This is a genomic window from Klebsiella sp. Ech2A (genome assembly GCF_030078455.1).
Taxonomy (GTDB): domain Bacteria; phylum Pseudomonadota; class Gammaproteobacteria; order Enterobacterales; family Enterobacteriaceae; genus Klebsiella; species Klebsiella terrigena.
In genome coordinates this window covers 1-11,446 of the sequence record NZ_JAQGFU010000140.1, presented here as the reverse complement: position 1 = coordinate 11,446, position 11,446 = coordinate 1, and the positions used below count along the sequence as shown (strand labels likewise).

Here is an 11,446-nt window from a genome sequence, read left to right as displayed (position 1 = left end):
GCGGGTGACTGCCGAGCAGCGCGTTCCATGCTAAAGAAGTAGCGCTGCTGACCGCAGGCATCCACCAGGCTGAAAACGATGGGGACGTTGGCCTCATCTGCGGCATCGATGGCATACTTCGCCAGCAGCGCGGCGTCCGTCAGGCTCAGGGAGAGGTGACGCGGCGATAGCTGACGCGCAATGGCCGCATTAATACGGTATTCCAGATCGCTGTTGGGTTCAGGAAGCATGGTTTTTCCTCAGGTGGACGCTACTGGCCGTTAAGATCGAGCGAGTCGACAATGCCGACCACCGCAGCATCAATGACGGAATGCTCTTTACTGGTGCTCATGCGCGCGGAGCTGCCTGTCGTCACGATCACCGTTTCCCCATTACCTGCGCCGACAAAGTCCACCGCAACCTGCGCGGTGCCCGTGGGGTGATAGTGTTCATCCAGGCGAGCGACAATCAGCAATTTTGCGCCATTCAGCGAAGCGTGTTTGGTGGTTGAAACTAATGCACCGGTTACCTTTGCCAGATACATGCGTCCTCCTGGTGACGTTGGACAATAACGAGGCCGCGGTCGCGGATTTCATCGCGGGCTGCGGGGGTAATGAGCGTGCGATGGCCAATATGCAGCGTCTGACCGTGCTGATACCGGCGTACGTCGCTGAGCGTGACCAGCTGCCTATGGGCGTTGGCCGATGGCGTTGGCTCTTGACCCACAGCGCGCTGGCCGATCACGGTGAAGCCATATTCCACAAGCGTGCCGGCATAGTGCGCAAGGCGCGTGCGGAATGCCTGCGGTAGTGAACCGTTTTTGTCGGGCTGGCATTCGGCGTTGAGCGTTACGATGGCTTTTATCTGCATGCTGAGCGCATAAAACGCCCATCGACATACCAGGTTATCGCGGATACCCAGCGCGATTTTGCTCAGGCTATTGGTGGAGAGCGCCGGAAAATAGAGGTCGCCGCAGAGTTCAGCCACCGGCGGCTCCTCCTGACCCGCGCACATCACATCAATGCCACGTTGGGCCAGCGCTTCAAGGCAGGAGGATTGCAGGGATGATTGTCTGGCGCTGTGGGAAAACACCATGACCAGTAAATAGCCGCCGTGGTGCAGGGCGCTAAGACACTCCAGGGTCGCGGGCAGAGTCGTAAGATCTTCCCCGCTTAAGATCGCGTACATCACCTTGCTACGCGTCTGCAGGCGCAATCTACGTTGTTCCAGAATGTCCTCAATCATGGTGTCGACCAGGTATGAGAGTCGTTGCGAGTCCATCGTTTTCCTTCTTAGCGGCTGTGCATCGCGACGCCAGGCGGGGTGACCAAAAGCGGGTGCGTCGCCTGAATCACCCGTTTGCCAGTGGTTTTGCGAAAGACATCCGCAAACTGATGGAAGCGACTTGCGCCGCCGACCAGATAGATAACGTCCAACGGATATTGCGCCAGCCGTCCGGCCACAGGATGGGCCATTTTTTCTGCCAGGTCCTGTAAGCGCCGGACTTCAGGGCTGTCAGCCATAATGGCATTCCGTCAGTACGCGCTTAACGCAATCGCCGTTACGTAAGCCAAAGCCGTTGGCCTCTTCCACGTCGATATGCATTTCCAGAACGGCATCGGCGCTCACGCGCACGACAACATGGCTCAGAATGCCGCCGCGATGGCCATCAATGCGGACATCAATCTCCTCCCCGTCGCGCAGACCGTATTGTTCCGCTTCGGCGCGCGAAATATGAATGTGTCGCCATGCGACAATGGCGCCGCCCGTTTTGGTGACGCGTCCTCGTGGTCCGATGATGTCAATGCCGGGCGAGTCCTGCAGATCGCCTGACATCCTGACGGGGGCTTTCACGCCGAGAACGAAACCATCGGAAACAGAAATTTCAATTTGGGTGGCGCCGCGCAGCGGGCCAAGCACGCGGACTTTGGTTAATTCACCTTTGGGACCGCGCAGGGTCACGGTCTCTTCCGCGGCAAACTGACCGGGTTGCTTTACCGCTTTCATGCGAGTGAGGGTAGAGCCGTAGCCGAACAGGGCATCCATGTCTTCCCGACTGAGGTGTACATGGCGATTGGAAATACCGACGGGGATTTCCAGTCTCTGCGGACTATGTGATTCCGGGCGCCTGAACTGGGTTCCGCGGGCCGCGAGCTCCTGAAGTATTTGTTGAGTAATCAATTCGGCTTGCTGCTGGTTGTCATTCATAACGTCAACGACCTGAAAATGGTGAAGGATGCAATATCCAGAGTATTCAGTCCTGCGCTGCGCTTTTTGCCGTCACGCAGGACTTTTTTGACCGTCCGGTTACCAAAGGACAAAGTTGTCCAGATTTACCCGGCAATTTGCGTCAACAGGCGATCCACGTCTGCGGCGCCGGGCTGACAAGGATTTGACGCGGTGCAGCCATCGGCTAACGCAGCGCTAATGAGCGGCTGGCGTAAGGATTCGAAATCGGTAAGAGCGATACCCAGCTCACGTAACGTAGCGGGAATGCCAAAACGGTGATTAATCTCTCTAATACCGTCTATAAGTGCCTTCAGGGCTTGTTCCTGCGTGCGGACAGGAATACCCATGATGGCGGCACATTTCAGGTAACGTGGTAGCGCATGCGGGGCGTGGCGAGCGTTCCAGTCAATCACGAGGGGCAGCAGCATGGCGTTAATCTTGCCGTGCGGTATATGCAGCATGCCGCCGATGGCGTGCGCCATGCCGTGCACCAGTCCCAGTCCCGCGGAGTTAAACGCCATTCCGGCCATGCATGATGCATTGTGCATATGCGTGCGGGCCTGAATGTCCTTCTCGTCCCGAAAAACATCGGGCAAGTATTGCCAGGTTAGCGCAATCGCTTTTTCCGCCAGCGCGTCGCTAAAGTCGTTTGCCCCGGAGGAGACCAGGGCTTCAATCGCGTGTGTCAGCACATCCATACCGGTATCGACTGCCACCTGGCGGGGAACCGACAGCACCAGATGCGGGTCCAGGATGGCGTAATCAGGAACCAGCTCCTCGGCAATCAGGGGATATTTTCGGCCGTTTTGCGGGTCGGAAATAATGGCGTAGGAGGTGACTTCTGAACCGGAGCCGCTGGTGGTGGGAATGGCAATAAGCGCAATCGCATGGCCCGGGAAATACTCTTCCAGCGTGGCTTTGATCCCTTTTGCAGCATCAAGCGATGAACCGCCCCCCAGCGCAATAATGACGTCCGGCTTGAATGCTTTAAATTGGGCTGCGCCAGCCTGGAGGATCTCTACGCTGGGATCGGGTTTGACGTCGCTGAAAATAGAGACGGAGGCCTGCGGCATTTCACTAATCAGATAGCGAGTTTTACCCGACGTCGCCATAAAACTGTCAGTAACAATCCCCACTTTTTTATGATCTAACTGGCGCAATGCCTTAATGGCATTCTCGCCAAAATAGACTTTTGGAATAGAAAAATAATAGCTCGCCATCTCTCGACTACCTTATCCCTTAATACAGAGCACCGACATGCGAACGCCGGGCATGAAAAGAGATTGGATGGTGTCACAGGCGCCAAAAAAAGAGGCTAGCCGCGGTTGTGCACAGGCAGGATTATGTTGTTGTCGTGTCAGGTGGCTGACAAAAAAGTACAGTGCGGGGGAAATTAGGGCGGAAAAAGCCTTCTCGGCGATGAAAAACGGGTAACATTTGGCATATGTCTTCAGCCATCAGAGGCGTATTGGCTACCCGTTTTTATCTTCATCACCTGAATGATTCAAATGGTCTTTCTGGTCGTGACGGGTTGCTATGCTGCTTCCTGCAAGGAATGATATATCCCTACCGGGAACGGGCCAGGTGCGGCTGAGGTCCCGGCCATCCCCGGGACGATTGCGTATCCGTTTTCACCGAGAGGAGCCTATGCTAAAAGTCATTGCCGAAGATTTTATCAAGCCCGAATGCGTTGCAACCGTTCTGCCGTTATACCGGGAGCTGGTCGCGGCAACCAGGCTGGAGCCGCTGTGCATCGCCTATGATCTCTATATTGATGAAAAGGATCCCGGACATTTCATTTTTATCGAGGAGTGGCCAGACCATGCGGCCCTCGACGCCCACTGTGCCAGCGAACATTTCAGACGGCTGGTCCCGTTGATCGACCGGCACAAGCGGGAAGATGCCCGATATATCCTGATGAACGGTCAGGTGAACCCGGCGACGGATGGCCTGAGGCGATTTTAGGCGCAGGGGCATGGCGAAACGGGAAGAAGCGCAGCGGCAAGGAGAGAATAGCTCTCCGGCAGTGGTGAAAAAATCAGCCAGAAAATAGCATTAACTGGCTGATTTTTTTATGAGAAACAACAGATTTACGCATCCTGCTTATGGAACAGCTCGCGGAACACCGGGTAGATATCTTCCTGGTCGCGTATATGCTGCATGGCGAAGTTTTCAAAGGTCGTCTGCAGATGTTCATATTCGCGCCATAGCGTCTGGTGGGCGCGGCGGGTTATCTCAATGTAGCTGTAGTAGCGCACCACCGGCAGGATGTTCTTCGCCAGCAGCTCGTGACACAGCGGCGAGTCGTCCGCCCAGTTATCGCCGTCCGACGCCTGCGCGGCGTAGATATTCCACTGCGACGGGTCATAGCGCGCTTTAACCACTTCATCCATCAGCTTCAGCGCGCTGGAGACGATAGTGCCGCCGGTTTCCTGCGAATAGAAAAACTCGTGCTCATCCACCTCTTTTGCCTGGGTATGGTGGCGGATATAGACCACCTCGACGTTTTTATAGGTCCGGCTGAGGAACAGATACAGCAGGATGTAAAAACGTTTGGCCATATCTTTGGTGACCTGATCCATGGAGCCGGAAACGTCCATCAGGCAGAACATCACCGCCTGGCTGGAGGGCTCGGGCCGTTTTTCGTAGTTCTTATAGCGTAGATCGAAGGTATCGATAAACGGCACGCGGTCAATCTTCGCCCGCAGCTCGGCTATCTCCTGGCGCAGCCGCTCCTCTTCCAGCAGCTGCGCGGGCTCGCTTTTGCTAATGACGTCCAGATCCGCTTCCAGCGCGCGCAGTTCGCGGCGCTTGCCGGCGGTCATGGCGGTCCGTCGCGCCAGCGAGTTTTGCAGCGAACGCACCACGCTGATGTTCGCCGGGACGCCGTTAGCGGTAAAGCCCGCCCGATGCGTCTTGAACTCGGTAAGCTGCCGCTGCTGGTTTTTCTTCAGATTCGGCAGAGCGAGATCCTCAAACAGCAGGTCGAGATACTCGTCTTTGGAGATCTGAAAGACAAAGCCATCTTCGCCTTCGCCGTCGGCGCTGGCTTGCCCCTGGCCGCTACCGCCGCCGCCTCCGCCGCCCTGCGGGCGTTCAATACGGTCGTTTTGCACAAAATGGTCGTTGCCGGGATGCACGCGATTGCGCAGGCCGCCGCGACCCTGATGAAACATCGGTTCGTTGATATCATCCGTCGGAATAGAGACGGATTCCCCGCTCTCAATATCGGTCACCGAGCGCTTGTTGATAGCCTCGGAGATCGACTGTTTGATCTGCGCCTTGTAGCGACGCAAAAAGCGCTGGCGATTCACCGCGCTTTTATTCTTTCCGTTCAGGCGCCGGTCTATAAACCAGGTCATATGCCCCCCGTACTGCATTTGCCAACCATACACGTCATACTTCAAGCCGCATTTGCGTTGCTTACCCCGGACGCTTAGCTGAGTAAAGGTCCGGGGCTCCCTGCAACTCGAATTGCTGGTCTCTATCTCCTGGCCCGCCGCGAGCGGACTTGCCGTACGTCAGGACGATTTGCGTACCCGCAAATACCATTCGCACAGCAGACGTACCTGCTTACGGGTATAGCCTTTCTCCATCATCCGGTCGACGAAGTCGTCGTGCTTTTTCTGCTCGTCGGTTGAGGTTTTGGCGTTGAACGAAATGACCGGCAGCAGCTCTTCGGTATTGGAGAACATTTTCTTCTCAATAACCGTGCGCAGTTTTTCGTAGCTGGTCCAGTTCGGGTTGCGTCCGCTGTTATTGGCTCTGGCGCGCAGCACGAAGTTGACTATCTCGTTACGGAAGTCTTTCGGGTTGCTGATCCCCGCCGGTTTTTCAATTTTTTCCAGCTCCGCGTTCAGCGATTCGCGGTCAAACAGCTGCCCGGTATCCGGATCGCGGTACTCCTGATCCTGAATCCAGAAATCCGCGTAGGTGACGTAACGGTCAAAAATGTTCTGCCCGTATTCGGAGTAGGATTCGAGATACGCGGTCTGGATCTCTTTGCCGATAAACTCGGCGTATTTCGGGATCAGGTAGCCTTTGAGGAACTCGAGGTAGCGCTCCGACTGCTCCTGCGGGAACTGCTCGCGCTCAATTTGCTGTTCGAGGACGTAGAACAGATGCACCGGGTTAGCGGCAACCTCGGCGTGATCGAAGTTAAATACCCGCGACAGTATTTTAAAGGCGAAGCGGGTGGAGAGACCGTTCATGCCTTCATCGACGCCGGCATAGTCGCGATACTCCTGGTAGGATTTCGCTTTCGGGTCGGTATCTTTCAGGCTCTCACCGTCATAGACGCGCATTTTGGAGTAAATGCTCGAGTTTTCCGGCTCTTTCAGGCGCGACAGAATCGAGAAGCGCGACAGCGTTTCAAGAGTGCCCGGGGCGCACGGCGCATGGGTCAGCTCGCTATTGTTGAGCAGTTTTTCATAGATGCGCATCTCTTCGGAAATGCGCAGGCAGTAAGGCACCTTGACGATATAGACGCGGTCGAGGAAGGCCTCGTTGTTTTTGTTGTTACGGAAGGTCACCCACTCGGATTCGTTCGAGTGCGCGAGGATAATCCCGTTAAACGGCAGGGCGGAGATCCCTTCGGTGCCGTTATAGTTGCCTTCCTGGGTTGCGGTCAGCAGCGGATGCAGCACCTTAATCGGCGCTTTGAACATCTCGACGAATTCCATGATCCCCTGGTTGGCGCGGCACAGGGCGCCGGAGTAGCCGTAGGCATCCGGATCGTTCTGCGCGTAATGCTCGAGCTTGCGAATATCAACCTTACCGACCAGGGCCGAGATATCCTGGTTGTTCTCATCGCCGGGTTCAGTTTTGGCGATGGCAACCTGCTCCAGAATCGACGGCCACACCTTAATGACGCGGAATTTGGTGATATCGCCGCCAAACTCATGCAGGCGCTTGGCCGCCCACGGCGACATGATGGTGCCGAGATAGCGGGTCGGTACGCCATATTCCTTGTCGAGGATCTGCGCATCTTCCTGCGGATTAAACAGGCACAGCGGATGGTCGTTCACCGGGCTGCGCTCGCCGTTGGCGCTCAGCACGTAAATCGGTACGCGCTGCATTAATGATTTCAGGCGCTCGGCAAGGGATGATTTACCGCCGCCCACCGGCCCCAGCAGATACAGAATCTGTTTCTTCTCTTCCAGACCTTGCGCGGCATGCTTCAGATAAGAAACGATCTGCTCGATGGCATCTTCCATACCGTAGAACTCTTCAAATGCCGGATAGCGTGCGACAACCCGGTTTGAAAAGAGACGGGACAGCCTTGGCTCCAGGGCCGTATCGACCATGACGGGTTCACCAATGGCCATCAGTAGCCTTTCTGCCGCGTTGGCATAAGCACTGCGATCTTGCCGGCAGATGGTAAGAAACTCCTGCAGTGTGAACTCTTCGTCCTTGGCAGCTTCATAACGCTGGCGATAGTGATCGAATATATTCATGGCATGCCGTCCTTTCGTATTTAGCACAAGTTGAGAGCGTTCATATGAATAGTGGGTGCTCCCGGAAGAGGTAAGCAGAGCGCGACGTCTACTGATTCTCCAGCAACCCTTATGCCAGGTTGTCGACGAGATTAAGATAACGCGCCCTGCAATGACGCCTTCTAAATTAAAGCGTAGATGCATTTAGAAAACTTGCATGCAGCGAAAAATCAATTTCAATGACATATCAATAACTCATCCCAAAAAAGGTCGCGATTTCGCACGTCTTGCCAGGGGCCTTCATCCTGTTGTCATGAAGCTGCGGGTCCGGGCTTGCGTATAAACGAGAGGGGGAGTCATTTTTTGTAATGACGGGTAAAGAATTTGAGGCATGAGGCCTACGACGCTAAACTGCCTGCGCGGATTATTTGACAAACGGGAATATGGATTGTGAAGAAGATCAAATCTCTGGCACCAGGCGTGTGTCTTTTGGCCTGTGTCTCAGCAGCACACGCCGACGGGAAATTAACGCTGGGGGCCGGCGTGGGTATCGTCGAAAGCCCGTATAAGCAATATGACGTCGACGTTTACCCGGTGCCGGCTATCAGCTACGAGAGCGATAATTTTTGGTTCCGTGGCTTAGGCGGTGGTTACTATTTATGGAATGACGAGAGCGATAAGCTGTCGGTTACCGCCTACTGGTCGCCGATGTACTTTAAGCCGGGCGACAGCGACAGCGAACAGCTGCGCAGGCTGGATCGGCGTAAATCGACGATGATGGCCGGGCTCTCCTACGTGCACAATACCCAGTATGGCTTCCTGCGCACCACCCTTGCTGGCGACACGCTGGATAAAAGCAACGGCATTACCTGGGACATGGCCTGGCTCTACCGCTATACCAACGGCAACCTGACCTTAACGCCGGGTATCGGCGTGGAGTGGAGCAGCGACAACCAGAACGAATACTACTACGGCGTCTCGAAGCGCGAATCCGAGCGCAGCGGCCTGCGCAGCTACGATCCGGATAGCAGCTGGAACCCGTATCTCGAACTGTCGGCCAACTATCGTTTCCTCGGCGACTGGAGCGTGTACGGCGCGGCGCGCTACCCCCGCCTGTCCGACGAAATCACCGACAGCCCGATGGTGGACAAATCCTGGAGCGGCCTGATTTCTACCGGGATCACCTACACTTTCTGATTGTGCATCTTTATAGAGATATCTGTGCATCAAAACAGGGCGTCACGCCCTGTTTTGCATTACGGTGGTGCAATAACTAACGAGAGGTAGCGATGAGCGTAAAAATGAGCCGTTTCGGCGACCAGCAGGCGGTTCCCGCCATCGGGCAGGGAACCTGGTATATGGGGCAAAGTAGCGCGCATCGTTCACAGGAAGCGGCTGCACTGCGAGCGGGCGTTGAGCTCGGGCTGACGGTTATCGATACCGCCGAAATGTACGCCGACGGAGGCGCGGAAGAGGTGGTGGGCGAGGCGATTCGCGGCCTGCGCGACCGCGTAACGCTGGTGTCGAAAGTCTATCCGTGGCACGCCGGCGGGCACAAAATGCGCGAGGCCTGCGAAGCCAGCCTGCGTCGCCTGAAAAGTGATTATCTCGATCTCTATCTGCTGCACTGGCCGGGGGAGTTCCCGCTGGCCGAAACCGTTGAGGCGATGGAGGCGCTGGTTGCTCAGGGCAAAATTCGCCGCTGGGGCGTCTCCAACTTCGATACCGACGATATGCAGGCGCTGTGGCAGGTGCCCGGCGGCAGACGCTGTGCGACCAACCAGGTGCTGTACCATCTGGCATCGCGCGGCATTGAATACGATCTGCTGCCGTGGTGTCAGCAGCAGCAGCTGCCGGTGATGGCCTACAGCCCGCTGGCCCAGGCCGGTCGCCTGCGCGATGGTCTAATCAATCATCCCGCTCTCAACGGCCTGGCGCGGGAAAAGGGCGTCACGGTCGCGCAGCTCCTGCTGGCGTGGATCATCAGCCACAAAGGGGTGATGGCGATCCCAAAAGCCGGGAGTATAGCCCACGTCAAAGAGAACGCTGCCGCTCTCGAGGTGGTGCTCGATGAGAACGATATCGCGGTGATGGAAAAGGCCTTTCCGGCGCCGGGTCGCAAAACGCCCTTAGATATGGTGTAAGGGTGCTGATTTTGTAACGGTATCTACGTGATTCGTTGATGGATATCAATGCTCGGCCGTGCTTCTCCTCCTAAAGATAAAAGAAAAAGGAGAATCACATGACTGAACCTAACAAACCCCTGGACGTGAAGCTGGCTTTTCCCCTCTGGAAGGCCGCCCTGACAATCCTGTTCGGCGCACTTATCTGGTTTACCCCTCCGCCCGATGGGTTGGCCATTCACGCATGGCAAATGTTTGCTATTTTTACCGCAACGATCTTTGCCATCATTCTGAAGGTGATGCCGATGGGGGCGGTGACGATGATCGCGCTGATCGTCTCCGCGTTTTTGGGCGTCACGCCTCTCTCGCCGGGTAAAAGCGACAAAGTCGCGGCGCTGTCCGGCTTTGCCAACGGTACGATCTGGTTGATTGGTATCGCGATGTTTATCTCCCGGGCGGTGATTAAGACCGGGCTGGGCAAGCGGGTGGCGCTGTGGTTTATTTCCAAATGCGGCTCAAGCATGCTGGGCGTCGCCTATGGTCTGGCCCTCTCTGACGTGGTCCTCGGGCCGGGCATTCCGTCGGCATCGGCGAGGGGCGGCGGCATTATGTATCCGATTACGCAGTCCATTGCCACCGCCTACCAGTCGGAGCCCGGCGCGACGGCCAGAAAAGCCGGCGCCTTTTTAATGCTCTGCGTTTCTCAGATTGACGCCATTGTCTGTACGATGTTTTTAACGGCGATGGCGGGTAACCCGCTGATCGCCGAACTGGCGAGAAGCCAGGGCATTGAAATCACCTGGACGACCTGGTTTGTCGGCGCCATCGTGCCGGGGATCGCCTCGCTGATCCTGCTGCCGCTGGTGCTGTACGCTATTTATCCGCCGCAGCTGAAGAAAACGCCGGAAATCCCGGCGATCGCCAGAGAAGAGCTGCGCAAAATGGGGCCGATGTCGCTGGCGGAAAAAATCCTCGCGCTTGATTTTGTCCTGCTGATCCTGCTCTGGACGGTGGGCGACATTTTCTTTGCCATTCCCGCGACCCTTTCCGCGTTTATTGGGCTGATGGTGCTGCTGGTCAGCAATATCATGTCGTGGAAAAATATCATCGAAGAAAAAACGGCCTGGGATACGATGTTCTGGTTTGCCGTGCTGGTGATGATGGCTAACGCGCTTAATAAATACGGTATGATTAGCTGGATATCTGAGCGTATTGTCGGCTACGTCGGCCACTTTGCATGGATAACGGTGTTTTTACTGCTGGTGCTGGTCTATTTCTATACCCGCTACTTCTTCGCCTCGGCGATGGCGCATATTTCCGCGATGTATCTGGCGTTTCTGGCCGTTGCCGTCTCCGTCGGCGTACCGCCGCTGTTCGCCGCCCTGGTGCTGGGCTATACCTCTAACCTGTCGATGGGCCTGACGCAGTACTCTGGCGGCCCGGGGCCCGCTCTGTTTGGCTCCGGCTATAACACGGCGGGTCAGTGGTGGGGCGTCAGTTTCGTGGTGTCGGTGGCGTCTATTCTCATCTGGCTGGTGCTGGGGGGCGCGTGGATGAAGCTGGTGGGGTTCTGGTAACGCGACAGCGCCTCAAAAAACAGGGCGATTGCGCCCTGTTTTTGATCCTGCGCCTGTGGTTCAGGCAGCGCGGCGGGCTTAGCGCCGCGTGACGCGAATAGTC

The 11,446-nt window shown here is 56.2% G+C and carries 11 protein-coding genes and 1 pseudogene; 4 read left to right on the top strand and 8 right to left on the bottom strand.

Translation table 11 applies throughout. The features are described 5' to 3' along the window. The 6 genes and pseudogenes from PFH44_RS19955 to PFH44_RS19930 form a co-directional block, all read right to left on the bottom strand. A pseudogene (locus tag PFH44_RS19955) lies at window positions 1–230 on the bottom strand (hypothetical protein); the annotation flags it as partial. Between the two features lie 20 nt (window positions 231–250). Beyond that, window positions 251–523 (bottom strand): EutN/CcmL family microcompartment protein, encoded by a 273-nt coding sequence (locus PFH44_RS19950; RefSeq protein ID WP_045854996.1) that lies wholly within the window; start codon window positions 521–523, stop codon window positions 251–253. Then, window positions 505–1,260, bottom strand: a complete 756-nt coding sequence (locus tag PFH44_RS19945; protein ID WP_283825918.1) for a hypothetical protein — start codon at window positions 1,258–1,260, stop codon at window positions 505–507. Before PFH44_RS19945 ends, PFH44_RS19950 begins: the two co-directional genes overlap by 19 nt. A gap of 11 nt (window positions 1,261–1,271) precedes the next feature. Continuing rightward, on the bottom strand, window positions 1,272–1,502 hold the full coding sequence (locus PFH44_RS19940) for a hypothetical protein (RefSeq protein WP_283825917.1): 231 nt from the start codon (window positions 1,500–1,502) through the stop codon (window positions 1,272–1,274). Further along, window positions 1,495–2,187: a phosphate propanoyltransferase gene (gene pduL / locus PFH44_RS19935; RefSeq protein ID WP_283825916.1), complete on the bottom strand. Its 693-nt coding sequence runs from the start codon at window positions 2,185–2,187 to the stop codon at window positions 1,495–1,497. Before pduL ends, PFH44_RS19940 begins: the two co-directional genes overlap by 8 nt. A 125-nt stretch (window positions 2,188–2,312) precedes the next feature. Further along, on the bottom strand, window positions 2,313–3,428 hold the full coding sequence (locus PFH44_RS19930) for a 1-propanol dehydrogenase PduQ (protein ID WP_045855000.1): 1,116 nt from the start codon (window positions 3,426–3,428) through the stop codon (window positions 2,313–2,315). Between the two features lie 427 nt (window positions 3,429–3,855). Between PFH44_RS19930 and PFH44_RS19925 the strand changes: the two genes are divergently transcribed. Then, a complete protein-coding gene (locus PFH44_RS19925; protein ID WP_283825915.1) occupies window positions 3,856–4,173 on the top strand; it encodes a putative quinol monooxygenase in 318 nt (105 codons plus the stop codon). Between the two features lie 125 nt (window positions 4,174–4,298). Here PFH44_RS19925 and PFH44_RS19920 read toward each other — a convergent pair whose 3' ends face one another. Continuing rightward, window positions 4,299–5,570 (bottom strand): YeaH/YhbH family protein, encoded by a 1,272-nt coding sequence (locus PFH44_RS19920; protein ID WP_045855002.1) that lies wholly within the window; start codon window positions 5,568–5,570, stop codon window positions 4,299–4,301. A 159-nt stretch (window positions 5,571–5,729) separates the two neighbouring features. Further along, entirely contained in the window at window positions 5,730–7,664 is a 1,935-nt protein-coding gene (gene yeaG, locus PFH44_RS19915) for a protein kinase YeaG (protein ID WP_045855003.1), read from the bottom strand. Between the two features lie 429 nt (window positions 7,665–8,093). On the opposite strand from yeaG, the gene PFH44_RS19910 reads away from it, so the two are divergent. The 3 genes from PFH44_RS19910 to PFH44_RS19900 all read left to right on the top strand — a co-directional run bounded on the left by PFH44_RS19910 (window position 8,094) and on the right by PFH44_RS19900 (window position 11,343). Next, on the top strand, window positions 8,094–8,840 hold the full coding sequence (locus PFH44_RS19910; RefSeq protein WP_283825914.1) for a MipA/OmpV family protein: 747 nt from the start codon (window positions 8,094–8,096) through the stop codon (window positions 8,838–8,840). Window positions 8,841–8,932: 92 nt separating this feature from the next. After that, on the top strand, window positions 8,933–9,787 hold the full coding sequence (locus tag PFH44_RS19905) for an aldo/keto reductase (RefSeq protein WP_045855005.1): 855 nt from the start codon (window positions 8,933–8,935) through the stop codon (window positions 9,785–9,787). A 98-nt stretch (window positions 9,788–9,885) separates the two neighbouring features. Beyond that, complete coding sequence (locus PFH44_RS19900) at window positions 9,886–11,343, top strand: DASS family sodium-coupled anion symporter (RefSeq protein WP_045855006.1); 1,458 nt, start codon at window positions 9,886–9,888, stop codon at window positions 11,341–11,343. Window positions 11,344–11,446 lie beyond the last annotated feature (103 nt).

Bases quoted from the DNA above. Each gene is read 5' to 3' on its own strand.
- PFH44_RS19930 (WP_045855000.1), bottom strand. From the start codon at position 3,428: ATGGCGAGCTATTATTTTTCTATTCCAAAAGTCTATTTTGGCGAGAAT.
- yeaG (WP_045855003.1), bottom strand. From the start codon at position 7,664: ATGAATATATTCGATCACTATCGCCAGCGTTATGAAGCTGCCAAGGAC.
- PFH44_RS19900 (WP_045855006.1), top strand. From the start codon at position 9,886: ATGACTGAACCTAACAAACCCCTGGACGTGAAGCTGGCTTTTCCCCTC.
- PFH44_RS19925 (WP_283825915.1), top strand. From the start codon at position 3,856: ATGCTAAAAGTCATTGCCGAAGATTTTATCAAGCCCGAATGCGTTGCA.
- pduL (WP_283825916.1), bottom strand. From the start codon at position 2,187: ATGAATGACAACCAGCAGCAAGCCGAATTGATTACTCAACAAATACTT.
- PFH44_RS19945 (WP_283825918.1), bottom strand. From the start codon at position 1,260: ATGGACTCGCAACGACTCTCATACCTGGTCGACACCATGATTGAGGAC.
- PFH44_RS19920 (WP_045855002.1), bottom strand. From the start codon at position 5,570: ATGACCTGGTTTATAGACCGGCGCCTGAACGGAAAGAATAAAAGCGCG.
- PFH44_RS19905 (WP_045855005.1), top strand. From the start codon at position 8,933: ATGAGCGTAAAAATGAGCCGTTTCGGCGACCAGCAGGCGGTTCCCGCC.
- PFH44_RS19940 (WP_283825917.1), bottom strand. From the start codon at position 1,502: ATGGCTGACAGCCCTGAAGTCCGGCGCTTACAGGACCTGGCAGAAAAA.
- PFH44_RS19950 (WP_045854996.1), bottom strand. From the start codon at position 523: ATGTATCTGGCAAAGGTAACCGGTGCATTAGTTTCAACCACCAAACAC.